Genomic DNA, 17,340 nt, shown 5'->3' with positions numbered 1-17,340 from the left:
GGAGGTGTGAGCGTGCAGGAGATCGAGCGGCGGGTGGCCGCCATGCGACGCAAGCTGCAGGAGGCCGAGTTGGACGCCCTGGCGGTCGTGCACGGGCCCAACCGCCGCTATCTCTCGGGACTGGCCAGCAGCGCCGGCGTGGCCCTCATCCCCCGGAACGATGCCCATCCTCCCACGCTCCTGGTCGACTCCCGCTACACGGAGCAGGCCCGGCAGCAAGCCCCGGGCTACCGCGTCATCCAGCACGGCGACTACCTGTGGGACACCCTGCGCGAGGTGCTGGAGTCGTACGGCATCCGCAGCGTCGGCTTCGAGTCCGAGCACATGTCGTACCGGCAGGTGAGCCGCTGGCAGGAGGCCATCCCCGGCGTGCGCTGGGTGCCGGTCGAGCAGCAGGTGGAGTCCCTCCGGGCCGTCAAGTCGCCGGGCGAGCTGGAGCTGCTGCGCCGGGCGGTGCGCATCGCCGACGAGGCCTTCGCCGCGGTGGTGCCGTCCCTCCGGGCCGGCATGACCGAGCGCGAGGTGGCCTGGCGGCTCGAGGCCTACATGCGCGAGCACGGCGCCGAGGGCATGGCCTTCGACGTCATCGTCGGCTCCGGCCCCAACGCCGCCCTGCCCCACGCCTCCCCGGGCGAACGGCGGCTGCAGTCGGGCGACACGGTGGTGCTCGACTTCGGGTGCGTCTACGCGGGCTACCACTCCGACATGACCCGCACCGTGGTCATCGGCCCCACCGTCGAGCCCAGGGCCCGGGAGATCTACGACCTCGTGCTGAAGGCCCAGCGGGCCGGGATCGAGGCCGTCCGCCCGGGCGCGACGGGCCGGGAGGTGGACGCGGCCGCGCGCCAGGTGGTCGAGGCGGCGGGGCTGGGGGAGCTGTTTGGGCACGGGCTGGGCCACGGGGTGGGGCTCGAGGTGCACGAGCCCATCCCCCGCCTCTCCCGGGTCTCCGACACGGTCTTGCAGCCGGGCATGGTGACCAGCGTCGAGCCGGGCGTCTACGTCCCGGGTTGGGGCGGCGTCCGCATCGAGGACCTGGTGCTGGTCACCGAGACGGGCTGCGAGATCCTGACCGCCTCGCCCAAGGACCTGATCGTGGTGGGTAGCTGACCCGAGCGAGCGAAGGGGTGCCGTCACGTGATATCCGTCAACGATCTCCGTCCCGGGCTGACCATCGAGGTCGACGGCGAGGTCTGGAGCGTGGTGGAGTTCCTCCACGTCAAGCCGGGCAAGGGCGCGGCCTTCGTCCGGACCAAGCTGAAGAACGTCAAGACCGGCAACGTCATCGAGCGCACGTTCAAGGCGGGCGAGCGCGTCAACCGGGCGCACGTCGAGACCCGGGAGATGCAGTTCCTTTACCACAGCGGGCCCGAGTGGCACTTCATGGACACCCAGACCTACGAGCAGGTGGCCATCCAGGAGGCCAACCTGGGCGACGCCCCCAAGTACCTCAAGGAGAACGACGTCATCCTCATCCAGTTCTACGAGGGACAGCCCATCGGGGTGGAGCTGCCCACCTTCGTCGAGCTCAAGGTGGTCGAGACGGAGCCGGGCGTGAGGGGCGACACGGCCCAGGGCGGCTCCAAGCCGGCGCGGGTCGAGACGGGCCTGGTGGTGCAGGTGCCGCTCTTCATCGAGGTCGGCGACGTCATCCGGGTCGATACCCGCACGGGCGAGTACCTCTCCCGCGCATAAGCTCGTGGCCCGCGGGTCAGACAAAGGCCCGGGGGTGACGACCATGGCCACCTGGTGGAGGCCGCCGGGTCGAGCGTCGGAGACGATGGCGCTCTCCCGGCGGCTCCTGCGCCTGGAGCGCGAGGTCCGACGCCTCCAGGAGGCCCACCGCCTCTCGCTGGCCTACATGCGGGGCATCGACGAGGACCTGGCGGCCATCGAGGACCGGCTGCCCGATGGGGCCGCCCGGGTCGGGGCCGACGGCTCCCGCAGGCTCGGCGCCCGCGAGGAGCAGGAGCCCGCAGTCTTCGTCGAGTGCGACCGGTGTCATCGCACCGTCGGCCTGGCCGAGGGGGAGCTGGGGGCCTTCGAGGAGGCCATCCACTGCCCGTACTGTGGCGCGGAGCTGATGCGAGCCTGGAAGCCCCCGGCCCAGCGCTGAGACGCCGGGGTCCGTGCGCTTCGGACGCGGTCGTCGCGGGGGTCGTCATCGCGGCGGTCCACCAGGCATAGGTCCTCCGTGAGGAGGACGAGCCGCGGTGGAGCAGGACCCGATGCGCCGCAACGGCCGACACCCGGCCCCGCCGGGCCATGGCCCGACATCGTCGAGAGGCCACGTCCGGGCGTCGTGGCGGGGCGTGCTCGAGGCATGGCTGCCCCACCCCCTGGCGCGGGCCGTCGCCGGGATGCCCGACGAGTGGGCCGCCCGGCTGACCGAGCTCCGGATCCGGCGGCAGCGGCCCCTGCTGGCGGTGAGCGGCGACGGGGAGGCCTTCGTCGCCCCGTCGGGGGCTCTGGTCGGGGTGCCGTCGGACGCCCTCATCGTCGACGAGGCCCAGTTGCAGGCCCTGGTGGACCGCGCCTGCGGTGGCTCGGTCTACGCCGTCGCCGAACATCTGCGCCAGGGCTTCGTCACGCTACCGGGGGGCCACCGGCTCGGCTTCGCCGGCCGCGTCGTGCTCGACTCGCCGGCCCAGATCCGCACCCTTGCCGAGATCTCCAGCGTCGCCATCCGCATCGCCAGGGCCCTGCCGGACGTGGCGCGGCCGCTCTTGCCACGGCTCACCGTCTCGCGGCCGGGACGGACGCCCCGGCTGGGCAGCACCCTGGTGCTCTCCCCGCCCGGCGCGGGCAAGACCACGCTCTTGCGTGACCTGGCGCGCCTGGCCTCGTGGGGCGTGCCCGAGCTGGGTCTGCCCGGCGAGCAGGTGGTCGTCGTCGACGAGCGCTCCGAGCTCGCGGGCAGCTATAGGGGGGTGCCGCAGCACGACGTCGGCCCCCGCACGGACGTGCTGGACGGGTGCCCCAAGGTGGAGGGCATCCACTGGGCGTTGCGCGCGCTCAGTCCCGGGGTGCTGGTCACCGACGAGGTGGGTACGGCCGCCGATGCCGAGGCCATCGCTCGGGCCGCCCACTCGGGCTGCACCATCCTGGCCTCCGCGCATGCCGACGACGTCTGGCAGGCCCGACGCCGGCCCGGCCTGGCGCTCCTCTTCGAGCTGGGGGTCTTCGAGCGGGTGGTGGTGCTCAGCCGCCGCCACGGGCCGGGCACCGTCGAGCGGATCAGCTCGGTGGCTGCGGGGGAGGGCGCCCCGTGATCGAGACGGTGGCGGGTCTGCTCCTGACCGCTGGGGGCCTGGGAGGGGTGGGGTGGCTGAGGGCGAGCGCCCTCGGCGGGCGCTGCCGCGACCTGGATCAGCTGCGCCGGGCTCTCACCATCCTGCGGGCCTCGGTCGCCTTCGCCCGCGTGCCGGCGGCGGTGGCGCTGGCCCGGGCCGCACGCGCGGGACGGGGAACGGTGGCGGAGGCCTGCGCCCGGGCGGCTCGCCTGCTGGAGAGCGGCGCGTCCATCTCCGCGGGAGAGGCGTGGTGGGCGGGCTTCGAGGCGGTCCAGGATCGGCTCTGCCTGCTGCCCGAGGACCTGGACGTGGTGCGGGAGTTCTGCGTCGACTTCGGGCGGGTCGACGCGGCCACCCAGGAGTCCCGGCTGGCCGATGCCCTGGCGCGAGTGCACCTGGCGCTGGAGCAGGCGGGGCAGGAGCGTCAGCGCCTGGAGCGGCTCTATCGCTTCTCGGGTCTGGCGGCCGGGCTGGCCGTGGCCATCATGCTGCTGTGACAGTGGGGGGCGGCCGGTTGGACATCAACCTGATCTACCGCATCGCCGGCCTGGGCATCGTCATCGCCATCCTTCACCTCTTCCTCTCCCAGGCGGGCCGTGAGGAGCAGGCGCAGATGCTGAGCCTGGCCGGCGTCATCATCGTGCTGCTGTGGATCATCCAGCTCATCGGGCAGCTGTTTCGCGACGTCGAGACCGTCTTTCGGTGGTGGTAGCCGGTGGAGCTGGTCGGCCGGGTGGCCGGCGTGGCCCTGGTCATCGCCATCTGGCTGAGCCTGCTGCGAGGGCGGGTGCCCGAGCTGGCCCTGGCGCTGCTGGTGGCCTTCTCGGCGCAGGCGGTGGGGGCGGCGCTGGGGCCGTTGCAGGAGGTGGTGCAGACGTTCGCCCGGCTCGATCGGGCTGCCGGGGGAAACGGCGCCTACCTGGGGGTGGTGCTGCGCGCCATGGCCATCGCCTACGTCGCCGCCTTCGGTGCGCAGATCTGCCGGGACGCGGGCCAGCCGTCGCTGGGCATGACGGTGGAGCTGGTCGGCAAGGTGGCCATCCTGGTGACGGCCATCCCCGTCTTCGTGGCGCTCCTGGACGCGCTGTGGCGGCTCTTGCCGGCCGTCACGTGAAGGCGAGGCGTCCTGCACGGATGTCGCGGGTCGCGATGGTCTGGGCGGTCGTGATGCTGGCGGCGGCGCCGGCCAGCGGAGGGCCGGCGGCCCCACCGCCCCTGGCCGACTCGATGGAGCTCCTGGAGGCCGTCTACGAGGAGGGGCTCGGCCACGTCGACCTGCAGGGGATCGACCGGCTCTACGAGATGGTCGATCCCGAGTTGCGCAGGCGGCTCGAGGTCGACTGGGGGCGCTTCTTGCGCACCATGGGCCGCGAGGGGCTCCCCTCCTCGAAGCAGCTGCTGCAGGCGCTGGCCGCGGCCTTCGTGCGGGAGCTGGTGCTCAACGCCCACCTGCTGGCTCGCTTGCTGGCGCTGGCCATCCTGGGGGCCGTGCTGCATCAGGTGGGGCGAGGACTGGGCGGCGACGCCGTCGTCGAGGTGGGACGGGCCGTCGTGCTGCTGTCGCTGGTGCTGGTAGCGCTGGGCAGCTTCCGGGTGGTGCTGGAGGCGGTGGGTGGCAGCGTCCGGCAGATGACCAGCATCGCTCAGGCGTTGCTGCCCACCCTGGCGGGGCTGGGAGGTCTGGCGGGCATGGGGTCGGCCACGTCGGTGGCGCTGCATCCCGTCCTGCTGGGCGTGCTGGGGCTGTCAGGCGATCTGCTGCAGCGCGTCGTCGTGCCGGGGCTGGTGCTGGGAGCCACGCTGGGCGTGGCGGGCCACGTGGCCACGGACTTCCCGCTATTCAGGCTCAGCCGGTTCGTTCAGCAGGCGTCGCTGGTGGTGCTGGGGCTGTGCCTCACGGTGCTGCTGGGGGTGGTGGCGGTGCGGGGCGCCATCGGGCCGGTGGCCGACAGCGTAGCGCTGCGCACCACCAAGTTCATCGCCGGCACCACGGTGCCCGTCGTCGGCAAGATGGTCTCCGAGGCCGTCGAGGTGGTGGCGGGTGGTGGGGCGCTCATCCGCAGCGGCCTGGGAGCCGCCGGCCTGACCATGACGCTCCTGGTCAGCCTGGCGCCGGTGCTCAAGCTCCTGGCGCTGCTCTTCGTCTTCCGGCTGGCCGCGGCCCTGCTGGAACCGGTGGGGGACCCGGCCCTGACCGGGTCGCTTGGCGTCATCGGCGACACCCTGGGTCTGCTGCTGGCCGGGCTGGCCACCACGGTCGTGGTCTTCCTCCTGGCCCTCACGGCCATGGTGGGGGCCTCGACGCTCCCGTGGCTCATCCGGTGAGGCAGCGGATGCCGGGTCGCCATGTGGACGAGCCTGCTGCAGTGGGCCCAGCAGATCGTGGCGATGGCCGTGCTGTTCACCCTCGCCTCGCTGCTGATGCCCGAAGGATCGTTGCGGGGGACGGTGCGGGCCGTCATGGGGCTGGCGTTGCTGGCCGCCGTGGTCGGGCCGGTGGTGGGGCTGGTGGAGGACGCCGGGGTCTGGACGGACGCTGCGACGCGGTGGGTGCCGGCGGTGGAGCCCAGGGCGCCCGGGCCAGCGGAGATGCCCCTGGTGCGGGAGAGCCTCGAGGCCAGCATGAGCGGCCGGGCCCTGCAACTGAGTGCGGCACGCAGCGAGCAGGCCGTGCGCCGGGCGCTGGAGGGGGCTGGATACGAGGTGCTGGAGGTGGCATGGCGCCTGGACGCTCCGGGCGGGCCCCGCCTGGAGGTGCGCGTGCGACGCCGGGCCCGGGTCGGCGTCGAGCCGGCGCGGCTGCCCGACTACGTGGCCGCACTGGCGGGTCTGGAGGATGCCCGGGCCCTCGGGCTCGAGGTGGTGCCTTGATGCACGGCGAGGCCCGTGGTGACGACGAGAGCGGGGTCGGCCATGACGGAGCGACGGGACCAACCGCCCATCTCGACGCGGGAACGGGAGTGGCTGGCACGCTGGTCGGGCCTGCTGCGGCTGCCGCCCGCGCAGGCGCGCACGGCCGCCTACCTGCTGGCGGCAGCGGCCGTGGGCATCGCGCTGCTGGGGCTGCCGGATCTGATGCGGCCGTCGGCACCCGCCATCGAGCCTGGGGGGGCCGGCGGGGCCGGGCAAGGAGGGCTCATGGCCGCCACCAGCCTGCCCGCTCCTGCCTCGTCGGAGGGCCCGGCCTACGCGGAGGCCATCGAGCGGGAATTGGAGGCCGTCCTGGGCCTGATGGAGGGGGTGGGCAGCGTCAAGGTCTTCATCACGTGGGAACGAGGGCCCGAGCGGGTCCTGGCCTTCGACGAGACCGTCGAGCAGCGAGAGCCGGCCGCCCCGACCGATGCCAGCCGATCCCCGTCGGTCGCCGAGCGCCGCCTCCAGCGTCAGCTCGCCATCGTGCGGGACAGTGACGGGCGCCGGGAGTCGCCCGTGGTGCTGACCGAGCGGTCCGCGGTGGTGAGGGGGGTGATGGTGGTGGCCGACGGCGCCCGGGATCCGAGCGTGCGCCTGGCCATCCAGCGCGCGGTGTCGGCAGCCCTGGGCGTCGCACCGTATCGCATCCACGTGGAGGCCAAGCGCCGTTGAGCAGGTTCCATTCTCGAGCGGGTCGGAAGGGAGTGCGCGCCGTGTTCTACACCCTCAACGTGCGGTCCGCGCGGCACTGGATGGTCGGGGTGGCGGCCGGGCTGATCGGCTTCGCCGTCTGGTCGGTGGTCGAGCGGGGGCCGTGGGCTTCGGGGGTGCCGCTGGCGTTCGACCGGGAGTTTGCCCCTGTGCAGGTGCTGCCCGCTACCAGCCCGTCGACCACCGAGCCCTCCAGGGTCCCCTCGACCACGGCCCCGTCGAAGCCCGTGGTGCCGGCCGCGGCCGAGCCGGAGGCGCAGGGGAGCGCCGCGCAGGGTACCGGCGCGGCCGTGCGGGTGAGCCCGGACGAGTTCAGGGCCCAGCGAGAGCGCCTGCGCAGCCAGGAGATGGAGCTGGCTCGCCAGGTGCTCGACGATCCCGACGCGTCCGAGGCCCGCAAGGGCGAGGCCCAGCGCGAGCTGCTGGAGCTGCTGCGGCGGAGCCGTCAGGAGCTGGAGATCGAGCAGCTGCTGGCGGCGGCCGGGGTGCCGGACGCGGCCGTCAGCATCGGCGACTCGGGGGTGCAGGTGGTGGTGCCCCGGCCCGTTACCGCCCAGGGGGCGGCCCGCATCGGCGAGCTGGTGGCCCGCATGGCGGGCGTGCGTCGCGAGAATATCTCTATCATCGACAGCTTGACCGCCTTCGGCCCGTAGAGGAGCCGGCAGGAAAGCGGGTGGCCACGGTGAAATAACGGCCGTGCTTGGCCCGGCCGGCCTCGCGCCTGGTGACTGAGGTGGGAGTGGGCACGTGATAGATGGTGCAGTCCGGTTGACGTTGAAGGAGATAAAGGAGCTCATCCGGGTCCTGGACGAGACCGACGTCGCCGAGCTGACCGTGGAGAGCGACGGCGTCAAGATATCGATTCGCAAGGCGGCCGCCTTCGCCGGGTCGGTGGCCACCCTGGCTGCCTCGCTGCCGCCGGCGGCCAGCGCCCCGGCGCAGCCGACCCTCTCCCCGACGCCGGAGGACCACGTGGCCGCAGCTCCCGCCGGGGCTGCGGCTGTCGCCGATCATGCAGCGGTCGACGATGACCGCTACGTGACGGTGCGCGCACCGATGGTGGGCACCTTCTACCGTGCGCCCGCGCCCGACGCGCCGCCGTACGTCGAGGTGGGGCAGACCGTGGAGCCCGGTCAGGTGCTGTGCATCATCGAGGCGATGAAGCTGATGAACGAGATCGAAGCCGAGGTGCGGGGCCGAGTCAGTGCCATCCTGGTGGAGAACGGCCAGCCCGTCGAGTACGGCCAGCCCCTCATGCGACTGGAGCGCGTGTGAGCCTCCCGCCCGGGAGGCGAGGCCGGGCCCCTGCACCTGCGGCCAGCTCCGGGCGGGTGCGGGCGCGCTCCAGGATCCTTTTCCAGAGGTGGAGTCGTCGCGTGTTTGAGAAGGTGCTGATCGCCAATCGCGGGGAGATCGCCCTGCGTGTGATCCGGGCGTGCCGCGAGCTCGGGATCCGCACCGTCGCCGTCTACTCCGAGGCGGACAAGGAGAGCCTGCCCGTGCGGCTCGCCGACGAGGCCTACTGCATCGGGCCACCCACGTCGGCCCGGAGCTACCTCAACATCCCCAACATCGTCAGCGCCGCCTTGCTGGCCGGCGTCGACGCCATCCACCCCGGCTACGGCTACCTCTCCGAGCGGGCCGACTTCGCCGAGATCTGCGAGAGCCACGGCATCGTCTTCATCGGCCCCCCGTCGTCGGCCATCGAGATGATGGGCGACAAGGTCAAGGCTCGCAAGCGGGTGGCCGAGGCGGGCGTGCCGGTGCTGCCGGGCAGCAACGAGCCCGTCGACGAGCACCAGGCCCTGGCCATCGCCGACGAGATCGGCTACCCGGTCATGGTCAAGGCGGCCGCGGGGGGCGGTGGCCGGGGCATGCGCGTCGCCCGCACCCCCGAGGAGCTCCGGCGGGTGCTGGCGGCAGCTCGGGCGGAGGCCGAGGCCGCCTTCGGCGACGGGGCGGTCTACGTGGAGCGCCTGCTGGAGGGGGCCCGGCACGTGGAGATCCAGGTGCTGGGCGACCGGGTCGGCCACATGGTGCACCTGGGCGAGCGGGAGTGCTCCATCCAGCGCCGCCACCAGAAGATCATCGAGGAGGCGCCTTCGCCGGCCGTCGACGAGCCGTTGCGGCGAGCCATGGGGGAGGCCGCCATCCGCGCGGCCCGGTCCGTGGGGTACGTCAACGCGGGCACCGTGGAGTTCCTGCTGGACCCGCAGGGGCGCTTCTACTTCCTGGAGATGAACACACGCATCCAGGTGGAGCACGGCGTCACCGAGATGGTGACGGGCGTGGACCTGGTCAAGGCCCAGCTCCGCATCGCCGCCGGCGAGGAGCTGTCGCTCTCCCAGGAGGACGTCCGGCTCGACGGGCATGCCATCGAGTGCCGGGTCAACTGCGAGGATTCGCAGAGTTTCATGCCGTCGCCGGGCACCATCAGCGGGATCCACTTTCCAGGCGGGCCGGGCATCCGGATCGATACGGCCATCTTGGCCGGTTACACGGTCCCGCCGTATTACGACTCGCTGCTGGCCAAGCTGATGGCATGGGGGCAGGATCGCGAAGAGGCGGTGGCCCGGATGGCCCGGGCCCTGGACGAGTTTCGCATCGACGGCATCCGCACCAACCTCGACTTCCTGCGGCGCATCGTCGCGACGCGGGAGTTCCGGCGGGGGGAGCTGTCGACCGACTTCGTCCAGCGCATGCTGCAGCGCCAGGAGATGCGCTCCGCCGCCGTCTGAGGCGGAGCCCGGCGACCTGCTATAATGGCCTTGCCCGCGACGGGCACGAGCGGCGTGCCGTCGCCGTGCCGTGCGGGCCACCGCGAGGAGGGGTTTCGGTGGATTCCGAGCAGTGGCCGGGTGGGCAGCGACCGGCTCTCACCTCGTCGGGCGAGGACCGGCGACAGGAGCTGTCGCAGGAGATCCCCGGAGGCTTCATCGAGTCCCAGGAGGGCGAGCTGGGCGAGGTCCGCATCGCCAACGACGTGGTCAGCACCATCGCCGGGCTGGCCGCCATCGAGGTGGAGGGCGTCGCCGGCATGGCCGGGGGCATCGCCGGGGGCATCTCGGAGATCCTGGGCCGTCGCAACCTCTCCCGCGGGGTGCGGGTCGAGGTGGGGGAGCACCAGGCGGCCATCGATCTCTTCGTCATCGTGCACTACGGGGTGCGGATCCCCGAGGTGGCCTGGCGCGTCCAGGAGAACGTCAAGCGCCAGATCGAGACCATGACGGGCCTCGAGGTGACGGAGGTCAACGTCCACATCCAGGGAGTCCAGCTGCCCCAGGCCGAGCGGACCGAGGAGAGCCGCGTCCGCTGAACGGGGGAGGGGTGAGCCCGTGCGGCCGTTGGTCCCTTCGTCGCCGCGACGGGACGAGGGTGAGGTGCCTGCCCGGCTCCCGCTGACCGATCGGGTGCTGGTGCTGGTGAGCGGGCTGGTGGTGATGGCGGCGGGCTTCGCCAGTCTCGGCATGGGACTCTTCGGGTGGGACGTGCCGGCCGCGCTCTCCCGCTGGATGAGCGAGCGAGCGGTCCAGGGGAGGGTCGTGGGGGCCGCGGCAGGTGCCGCGCTGGCCCTGCTGGGCGCGGCGGCGTTGCGCCCCGCCTTCGTGCGGTTGGGCTACGAGCGCAGCATCGTGCGCGCCACCGGCCTGGGCGAGGTGCACGTCTCGCTGCGGGCCATCCAGACCCTGGCACGTCGTGCGGCCGCGCAGGTGCAGGGCATCCGGGACGTCGAGGTGGACGTCTACCCGGCGGGCGGCGGTGACGTCAGCGTGCGCGTGGCCGTCATGGTCGCCCCCGACCACAGCATCCCGGAGCTGTGCGACGAGGTGCAGGCCCGCATCGAGCAGTACCTGCGTCAGACGGCGGGGGTCAGCTGCAGCCAGATCCGGGTGCTGGTGCGCGGCGTGGCGCGGGAGCCGCACCGGCCCCGGTCGGAGTAGGGGGTCGTGGCCCTCCGCCGTACGGAGGGCGGTGCACGTCCGTGGGGAGCAGGCGGCTGGCCCGTGAGGTGGCGTTGCGGGTGCTCTTTCAGGTCGACGTGGGCAAGGCCGACCCGCAGGCAGCCCTGGAGCGCAGCCTCAAGCAGGTGCCGCTGGCACCGGCGCAGGCCAGCTTCGCCCGTCAGCTGGTGGAGGGGACCCTGGCCCACCTGCAGGAGATCGACCGGCTCCTGTCACGCTTCGCCATCGACTGGACCCTGGAGCGCATGGCCAACGTGGATCGCAACGTGATGCGCATGGCCGTCTACGAGATCCTCTACCTCAAGGAGATCCCGCCCGGCGTCTCCATCAACGAGGCCGTGGAGCTGGCCAAGAAGTACGGGGATACCGACTCCGGCAAGTTCGTCAACGGCATCCTGGGCAACGTGGTGCGGCATGTCCACGAGCGCTGAGCGGGCGGCGGCATGGTCGGCCGGGGCGCCGTGGGGCGGGGTCGCCCCCGCGGGCCAGGTGCTGACGGTCAGCCAGCTCACCGAGCGGATCCGCGCCCGCATCGCCTCCGATCCCTGTCTCGCCTCCCAGGTCGCGGTGACCGGCGAGCTGAGCAACGTCAAGGCGCACTCGGGCTCCGGCCACCTCTACTTCTCGCTCAAGGATCGCAACAGCCGCGTCGCCTGCGTCATGTGGCGCAACCATGCTCAGCGCCTGGGGTTCGAGCCCCGTGACGGCATGCAAGTGGTGGCCACCGGCTACGTCGACGTCTACGCGGTGGCCGGCGTCTACCAGCTCTACGTCCAGGGGCTCTATCCCGTAGGACTCGGGCTGTTGTACGCGCGGCTGCAGGAGCTCTACCAGCGGCTGAGCCAGGAGGGGCTCTTCGACGAGGCGCGCAAGCGCCCGCTGCCGCCGTGGCCACGGGGGGTCGGGGTGGTGACCTCACCCGACGGTGCGGCGCTGCGGGACGTGGTGGCAGTCTTTCGCCGGCGCAGCCCGCGTACGCCCCTGGTCCTGTCGCCGGCCCTGGTGCAGGGCGACGGAGCGGTAGAGAGCCTGATCCGGGCCCTGGAGCGCGTCGTGCAGGTGTCCTGGGTCGATGTGGTGATCGTGGCGCGGGGTGGCGGAAGCGCCGAGGATCTGTGGATCTTCAACGACGAGCGGCTGGTCCGCGCGGTGGCGGCCTGCCCCAAGCCGGTGGTCTGCGCCATCGGCCACGAGACCGATGTGACGCTGGCAGAGCTGGCGGCCGACCGGCGGGCGCCGACGCCGTCGGCGGCCGCGGAAGTGGCAGGGCCCGACGAGGAGTCGGCCCGCCTGGGGCTGCGACAGCAGACGGTCCGGCTGGAGCGGGCCGTCCGGCGTCACCTGGCGCGCCTGCACGAGTGCCTCCATCGCGCCGCCTCCCGCCCCGCACTGGTGCGGCCCGACCGCTGGCTGGGTCGACACCGCCAGCGGCTGGACGAGCTGGTCATGCGCGAGGAGGCGGCCGTGCGGCGGGCCCTGGAGGGCCCCCGCCTGGCGTTGGCGTCGCTGTCGGGGCGGCTGTCGGCCTCGAGCCCGCTGGAGACGCTGGCGCGAGGGTACGCGCTGGTGCAGGAGGAGGCCACCGGCCGCTGGGTGCGCAGGGCCGCCGAGGTGGAGCCCGGCGCTCACCTGAGGCTTCGCATGCGAGACGGAGCCCTGCGCTGCCGGGTGCTGGACCGGCTCGAGGGGGCGGCCGATGGCGACGGCGCCGGGCTCATCCGACCGGGAGGTGCCGAGCATGGCGACTTGGCGTGACGAGGCGTCCGCCCGACCGGAGGACGAGGCGGAGGCGTTGCCGTTCGAGGAGGCACTGGCCCGTCTCGAGCGGGCGGTGCTCGCCCTGGAGTCGGGGGAGTTGAGCCTGGAGCAAGCGCTGGCCACGTACGAGGAAGGGGTGAGGATGGCCCGGGTCTGCGCCCGACGCCTGGAGCAGGCCGAGCAGCGGCTCGCCGTGCTGGCGGAGGAGGCGGGCCGGGTGGTCTTGCGGCCCTTCGAGCCGACCCCGGCCGGCGAGGGCCATGGATGAGCACCGGCAGGGGACCCGGCGGGCCGGCGCGTACCTGGCGCGATGGGCAGCGCAGGTGGAGGCGGAGCTGGAGCGGCTGTTGCCGGCCGAGTCGGAGCCGCCGCAGGTGCTGCACCGCGCCATGCGCTATGCGACGCTCTCCCCCGGCAAGCGCCTGCGCGCGGTGTTGGCCGTGGCGGCCTGCGAGGCGGTGGGGGCCGACGGCGACAGGGCGCTGGCGTTGGGCGCCGCCATCGAGATGATCCACGCCTACTCCCTCGTCCACGACGACCTGCCGGCCATGGACGACGACGACTGGCGGCGCGGCCGGCCCAGTTGCCACCGGGCCTTCGGCGAGGGGATCGCGATCCTGGCCGGCGATGCGTTGCAGACCCTGGCCTTCGAGGTCTTGAGCCAGCTGCCCGCCCGTGCCGGCATCCAGCCTGCGACGGCGGTCGCGGTGAGCGCCGTCCTCGCGCGTGCAGCGGGCAGCCGGGGCATGGCGGGCGGCCAGGCGGCCGACCTGGCGGCCGTGGGACGGGCCGTCGACGCGGCGACCCTGTCGTTCATCCACCGTCACAAGACGGGGGCGCTCATCCGGGCGTCGCTGGTCAGCGGCGCCCTGGTGGGGCTCGACGAGGGGGAGGCCGGCCTGCGCCATCCGGCGGTGGAGGCCCTGGGGCGCTTCGGGGAGAGCCTGGGCGTGGCCTTCCAGATCGTCGACGACCTGCTGGACGCGGGCGACGAGCGCAAGGCCCACGAGGCCAGCTACGCGCGGCTCTTGGGCGCCGAGCGCGCCGTGCAGGAGGCCGACCGGCTCACCCAGGAGGCGCTGGCCGCGCTGCAGGCGCTGGGGCCCAGCGGCGAGCTCCTGGGTGACATGGCGCGGCTGTTGCGCCATCGAGAGGCTTGAGGGGAGCCCGGCCGCTCCCGGGAGGATGCGTCGGGCGCCCACCTGTGGTATAGTGACAATTGGCCCCTGACGGCGGGTGGTGCAGTATCCTAGTCGGGGCGCCCATACCCTGAGGACGGGCCTAAAAATCCGTCGAGGGCACATCGATGAAGTCCCTGGTGGTTGCTGCGGACGCCCAGTCCGGGGTGGCTGCTGGGGGTTAAGGCGGTAGGGCGATCTGCAACGGCATGCAGGCGTGGACCCTGCCGCCGCGGAGACCTGTCGCCGTGGGGCGCCCGCTCCTCATCAGGGGCCGGGCAAACTACGGGACAGGAGTCAAACCTGCACGCGGTGTCGGGCACGAGGAGCACCGAGCTCCGGGTCCCGCTGCTGGGTGCAGCGTAGCCTGCCTTGAGCTGCCGGCGCGGGATGGCCGGGCGCAGCGAGGGGCGATGCCGCCAGGGCCCGGCCGCGTCGCTCCGAAAGCCGGCCTGAAAGCGTCGGGGCAAAAGAGGCTAGGGGTAAGGGCGCTCCGCCGAGGAAAACTCCTAGGCTGTCCACGTGCCGGTGGGGCGCTCCGGGGATTGCGGTGTGGTCTAAGTGGTAATCCAGCCCTGCGCGCGGCGACGCGGCAGAGCGGCCGGAAAGGGGAAACCGCCGGGCCGGCGACGGCCCGGAGGGCCGTTGGGAAAACCTGCTGGACCTGAAGCCACAATATTTACTCGGGGCGCTGCCACTCGCCGAGGGGTCCCTCGGTCTCGATGAGTGCCCGTCGCGCGTTTCGCCGCTTCCTCACCGTCGGACTGGGTACCGCCGTCATCTCGGCGCTCCTCGCCTTGTCGAGCACGAGCAGCGCCGCCTCCCTGGGCCTGGCAGCCTCGGTGGCCGGGTTGCTGCTGGTCATCGCCCTCGGGGTCTTCTTCGACATCCTCGGCGTCGCCGCCACGGCGGCGAGCGAGGAGCCGTTCCACGCCATGGCCGCGGATCGGCTCTTCGGGGCCCGGCACGCCATCTGGATCGTGCGGCACGCGGACCGGGTCGCCAACTTCGCCAACGACATGGTGGGCGACGCCGCCGGCATCCTCTCCGGGGCTCTGGGCGCCGCCGTGGTGAGCCAGATCGTGTCGCGTCACGCGGCCGTCGGCGAGATCTGGGCGACCACGGGGATGGTGGCCCTGGTCTCGGGGCTCGCCGTGGGTGGCAAGGCCGCCTTCAAGGGCTTCGCCATGGACCGCGCGGAGGCCATCGTCTTCGCCATGGGGCGGTTGCTGGCCCGGGTGGAGCGGTTGCTGGGACGCCCTGTCGTGACGGGTGGCAACGGCGTGGGGCGGCGAGGCGGCCCCCACCGTCGGCCGGCCCCCCAGGGGGTGCGACGGCGGCCACGATGAGCGGCGACCAGCGTCTGCGGGCCGACCAGCTCCTGGTGCGCCTGGGGCTGGCCACCAGCCGTGAGCAGGCGCAGGCCCTGATCCGCGCCGGCCGGGTGCGCGTGGGCCATCGGAGCGTGGAGCGCCCGAGCCAGCGGCTGCCCGGCGACGCTCCTGTCGAGGTGGTGGCGCCTCTGCACCCCTATGCGAGCCGCGGTGGGCTCAAGCTCGAGCGCGTGCTACGGTCCTGGCCCATCCCCGTGCAGGGGGCGGTAGCCATGGACGTGGGAGCCTCCACGGGTGGCTTCACCGACTGCCTGCTGCAGCACGGGGCCCGCAAGGTCTACGCGATCGACGTCGGCTACGGCCAGTTGGCCTGGAAGCTGCGCACCGACCCCCGGGTGGTGGTGCTGGAACGCACCAACGTCCGCTACCTGACTCCCTCACGGCTGGACGAGCCCGTCGATCTCATCGTCGTCGACGTCTCCTTCATCTCCGTCACGCTGTTCCTGGAGCGGCTGGTGGCGTTCCTGCGCCCCGCGGGCTGGATGGTGGTGCTGGTCAAGCCCCAGTTCGAGGCCGGCCGTGACCAGGTGTCGCGCGGGGGCGTGGTGAAGGACACCGACGTCCACCGGCAGGTGCTGCGCAAGGTGGCGGCCTGCGGGCTGGCGGCCGGGCTGGGGATCGAGACCATGATGGCGAGCCCCCTGCTGGGGCCGAGAGGCAACGCGGAGTTCTTCATCGTATTCAAGAGGCCGGGCCTCGCTGCGGACGAGGCGCGGATGGAGTCCCTGGTGGCAGAGGCCCTGCGGCAGGTGCCCCATCCGGGGTGAGAGAGGCCGGGAGGCTGGGTTGCTGAGCCAGGTCATCGTCGCTCCCCATCGGGAGAAGCCGGAGGCCCTGCGTCTGGCCCTGGGCCTGGTGGAGGAGATCCGTCGGCGGGGGGCTCGGGTCTACCTGGAGACGGAGGGGGCCCGCGCCCTGAGTCTGCCGGAGCTGGCATGGCCCCGTGAGGATTGGACGGGCGCCGACGCGGTGGTGGTGCTGGGGGGCGACGGGGCGCTGCTGCACGCGGCCCGCAGGGCGGCGCCGCTGGGGGTGCCCGTGCTGGGCGTCAACGTCGGGAGGCTGGGCTTCCTGGCCGACGTGGAGGCCTCCGAGCTGCCCTCCATGCTGGGGCGCTTCGTCGAGGGTGGGTTCGCCGTGGAGGCGCGCATGATGGTGACGGCTCGCCTGGTGCGCGATCGAGAGGAGATCGGCGCGTACCTCGCGCTCAACGACGTCGTCGTGGCGCGTTCGACATACAGCCGCATCGCCCGCCTGGAGGCCCGGGCGGGTGCCTCCATCGTCGGGGCCTTTCCGGCGGACGGTCTCATCGTCGCGACCCCGACCGGCTCCACGGCCTACTCGCTGTCGGCCGGGGGACCCATCGTCCATCCGCTGTTGGATTGCCTGGTCATCACGCCCATCTGTCCTCACTCGCTGGCGGCCCGCCCCGTGGTGGTGAGGCCCGAGGACGCCATCACCATCCGCGTCGACGGCCCGGCCGACGACCTGGTCATGATCGTCGACGGCCAGCAGAGCCACGTCATGCAGCCGACCGACGTGGTGATCGTCGAGCGGGCTCCCCACCGGGCCAGGCTGGTGCGCTTGAGCGGGCGTTCGCCCTATGCCCTGGTGCGGGAGCGCCTGAGTCACCCGGAGGTGTGAGGGGGCTCCATGAAGGCCCGGCGGCAATCGGCCATCCTGCGCATCATCCGAGACGTGCCCATCCAGACGCAGGAGGAGCTCATCGCCTACCTGCGCCGTCAGGGCATCCAGGCCACCCAGGCCACCATCTCCCGCGACATCAAGGAGCTGCGCCTGGTCAAGGTACCCACGGGTGACGGGCACTACCGCTACGCGCAGGCCAGGGAGCCCGACATGGCTGAGCGGGTGAGCCGGGCCCGCCGGGCCGTCCAGGAGTACGTGACCGGCGTGGAGGCGGCCGGCCACCTGGTGCTGGTCAAGACCCTCTCCGGCACCGCCAACGCCGTGGCGGCCGCGCTCGATGCGCTCGACTGGCCCGAGGTGATCGGGACCATCGCCGGCGACGATGCCATCCTGGTGCTGGTGAGACCCTCGGAGCCCGGCGGCCCCGACCCCGGGGCCCGGGCCGTGCGAGACCGCCTGCTGGCGTTGCGCTGACGGGGGGCGG

At 72.8% G+C, this 17,340-nt stretch carries 23 protein-coding genes; all 23 read left to right on the top strand.

Annotation, left to right across the window (positions count from 1 at the left end):
• Nucleotides 1-6 precede the first annotated feature (6 nt).
• Entirely contained in the window at nt 7-1,110 is a 1,104-nt protein-coding gene (locus tag VLY81_RS08395; protein ID WP_324667716.1) for a M24 family metallopeptidase, read from the top strand.
• Nucleotides 1,111-1,137: 27 nt separating this feature from the next.
• Nucleotides 1,138-1,695, top strand: a complete 558-nt coding sequence (gene efp, locus VLY81_RS08390; RefSeq protein ID WP_324667715.1) for an elongation factor P — start codon at nt 1,138-1,140, stop codon at nt 1,693-1,695.
• A gap of 43 nt (nt 1,696-1,738) precedes the next feature.
• Nucleotides 1,739-2,116 carry a hypothetical protein gene (locus VLY81_RS08385; protein WP_324667714.1) on the top strand — a complete coding sequence of 126 codons (378 nt, stop codon included), beginning with the start codon at nt 1,739-1,741 and terminating at the stop codon, nt 2,114-2,116.
• A gap of 97 nt (nt 2,117-2,213) precedes the next feature.
• Nucleotides 2,214-3,272 carry a stage III sporulation protein AA gene (gene spoIIIAA, locus VLY81_RS08380; RefSeq protein WP_324667713.1) on the top strand — a complete coding sequence of 353 codons (1,059 nt, stop codon included), beginning with the start codon at nt 2,214-2,216 and terminating at the stop codon, nt 3,270-3,272.
• Nucleotides 3,269-3,790, top strand: coding sequence for a stage III sporulation protein SpoIIIAB (gene spoIIIAB, locus VLY81_RS08375; protein WP_324667712.1), 522 nt, complete (start codon nt 3,269-3,271; stop codon nt 3,788-3,790). Before spoIIIAA ends, spoIIIAB begins: the two co-directional genes overlap by 4 nt.
• A 17-nt stretch (nt 3,791-3,807) precedes the next feature.
• Nucleotides 3,808-4,005, top strand: coding sequence for a stage III sporulation protein AC (gene spoIIIAC / locus VLY81_RS08370; protein ID WP_324667711.1), 198 nt, complete (start codon nt 3,808-3,810; stop codon nt 4,003-4,005).
• 3 nt (nt 4,006-4,008) lie between these two features.
• The gene (locus VLY81_RS08365) at nt 4,009-4,407 is read left to right on the top strand and encodes a SpoIIIAC/SpoIIIAD family protein (protein ID WP_324667710.1); all 399 of its coding nucleotides are present in this window, start codon (nt 4,009-4,011) and stop codon (nt 4,405-4,407) included.
• Nucleotides 4,408-4,427: 20 nt separating this feature from the next.
• Nucleotides 4,428-5,618: a stage III sporulation protein AE gene (locus tag VLY81_RS08360; protein WP_324667709.1), complete on the top strand. Its 1,191-nt coding sequence runs from the start codon at nt 4,428-4,430 to the stop codon at nt 5,616-5,618.
• A gap of 21 nt (nt 5,619-5,639) precedes the next feature.
• A complete protein-coding gene (locus VLY81_RS08355; RefSeq protein WP_324667708.1) occupies nt 5,640-6,164 on the top strand; it encodes a hypothetical protein in 525 nt (174 codons plus the stop codon).
• A 15-nt stretch (nt 6,165-6,179) separates the two neighbouring features.
• Nucleotides 6,180-6,878 (top strand): SpoIIIAG-related protein, encoded by a 699-nt coding sequence (locus tag VLY81_RS08350; RefSeq protein ID WP_324667707.1) that lies wholly within the window; start codon nt 6,180-6,182, stop codon nt 6,876-6,878.
• Nucleotides 6,879-6,910: 32 nt separating this feature from the next.
• Nucleotides 6,911-7,570 (top strand): SpoIIIAH-like family protein, encoded by a 660-nt coding sequence (locus tag VLY81_RS08345; RefSeq protein ID WP_324667706.1) that lies wholly within the window; start codon nt 6,911-6,913, stop codon nt 7,568-7,570.
• Nucleotides 7,571-7,691: 121 nt separating this feature from the next.
• Nucleotides 7,692-8,192 carry an acetyl-CoA carboxylase biotin carboxyl carrier protein gene (gene accB, locus VLY81_RS08340; protein ID WP_324667705.1) on the top strand — a complete coding sequence of 167 codons (501 nt, stop codon included), beginning with the start codon at nt 7,692-7,694 and terminating at the stop codon, nt 8,190-8,192.
• Nucleotides 8,193-8,293: 101 nt separating this feature from the next.
• On the top strand, nt 8,294-9,655 hold the full coding sequence (gene accC / locus VLY81_RS08335; RefSeq protein ID WP_324667704.1) for an acetyl-CoA carboxylase biotin carboxylase subunit: 1,362 nt from the start codon (nt 8,294-8,296) through the stop codon (nt 9,653-9,655).
• Between the two features lie 182 nt (nt 9,656-9,837).
• Nucleotides 9,838-10,233, top strand: coding sequence for an Asp23/Gls24 family envelope stress response protein (locus VLY81_RS08330; RefSeq protein WP_405001359.1), 396 nt, complete (start codon nt 9,838-9,840; stop codon nt 10,231-10,233).
• A 19-nt stretch (nt 10,234-10,252) separates the two neighbouring features.
• Complete coding sequence (gene amaP / locus VLY81_RS08325) at nt 10,253-10,858, top strand: alkaline shock response membrane anchor protein AmaP (RefSeq protein WP_324667702.1); 606 nt, start codon at nt 10,253-10,255, stop codon at nt 10,856-10,858.
• 41 nt (nt 10,859-10,899) lie between these two features.
• A complete protein-coding gene (nusB, locus tag VLY81_RS08320; protein ID WP_324667701.1) occupies nt 10,900-11,310 on the top strand; it encodes a transcription antitermination factor NusB in 411 nt (136 codons plus the stop codon).
• A complete protein-coding gene (xseA, locus tag VLY81_RS08315; protein WP_324667700.1) occupies nt 11,294-12,634 on the top strand; it encodes an exodeoxyribonuclease VII large subunit in 1,341 nt (446 codons plus the stop codon). The genes nusB and xseA overlap by 17 nt, the downstream gene beginning before the upstream one ends.
• Nucleotides 12,618-12,905 carry an exodeoxyribonuclease VII small subunit gene (locus VLY81_RS08310; protein WP_324667699.1) on the top strand — a complete coding sequence of 96 codons (288 nt, stop codon included), beginning with the start codon at nt 12,618-12,620 and terminating at the stop codon, nt 12,903-12,905. The genes xseA and VLY81_RS08310 overlap by 17 nt, the downstream gene beginning before the upstream one ends.
• Nucleotides 12,898-13,797, top strand: coding sequence for a polyprenyl synthetase family protein (locus tag VLY81_RS08305; protein WP_324667698.1), 900 nt, complete (start codon nt 12,898-12,900; stop codon nt 13,795-13,797). Before VLY81_RS08310 ends, VLY81_RS08305 begins: the two co-directional genes overlap by 8 nt.
• Before the next feature lie 740 nt (nt 13,798-14,537).
• The gene (locus tag VLY81_RS08300; protein WP_324667697.1) at nt 14,538-15,164 is read left to right on the top strand and encodes a hypothetical protein; all 627 of its coding nucleotides are present in this window, start codon (nt 14,538-14,540) and stop codon (nt 15,162-15,164) included.
• Nucleotides 15,161-15,976 carry a TlyA family RNA methyltransferase gene (locus VLY81_RS08295; protein ID WP_324667696.1) on the top strand — a complete coding sequence of 272 codons (816 nt, stop codon included), beginning with the start codon at nt 15,161-15,163 and terminating at the stop codon, nt 15,974-15,976. Before VLY81_RS08300 ends, VLY81_RS08295 begins: the two co-directional genes overlap by 4 nt.
• A gap of 19 nt (nt 15,977-15,995) precedes the next feature.
• The gene (locus VLY81_RS08290; protein ID WP_324667695.1) at nt 15,996-16,853 is read left to right on the top strand and encodes an NAD(+)/NADH kinase; all 858 of its coding nucleotides are present in this window, start codon (nt 15,996-15,998) and stop codon (nt 16,851-16,853) included.
• 9 nt (nt 16,854-16,862) lie between these two features.
• Nucleotides 16,863-17,330 carry an arginine repressor gene (gene argR, locus VLY81_RS08285; protein ID WP_324667694.1) on the top strand — a complete coding sequence of 156 codons (468 nt, stop codon included), beginning with the start codon at nt 16,863-16,865 and terminating at the stop codon, nt 17,328-17,330.
• The last annotated feature ends 10 nt before the right edge of the window (nt 17,331-17,340 follow it).

The organism is Limnochorda sp. LNt (assembly GCF_035593265.1).
GTDB lineage: Bacteria > Bacillota > Limnochordia > Limnochordales > Geochordaceae > Geochorda > Geochorda subterranea.
The sequence above is the reverse complement of the archived record's forward strand: the minus strand, read 5'-3'. Positions and strand labels throughout refer to the sequence as shown.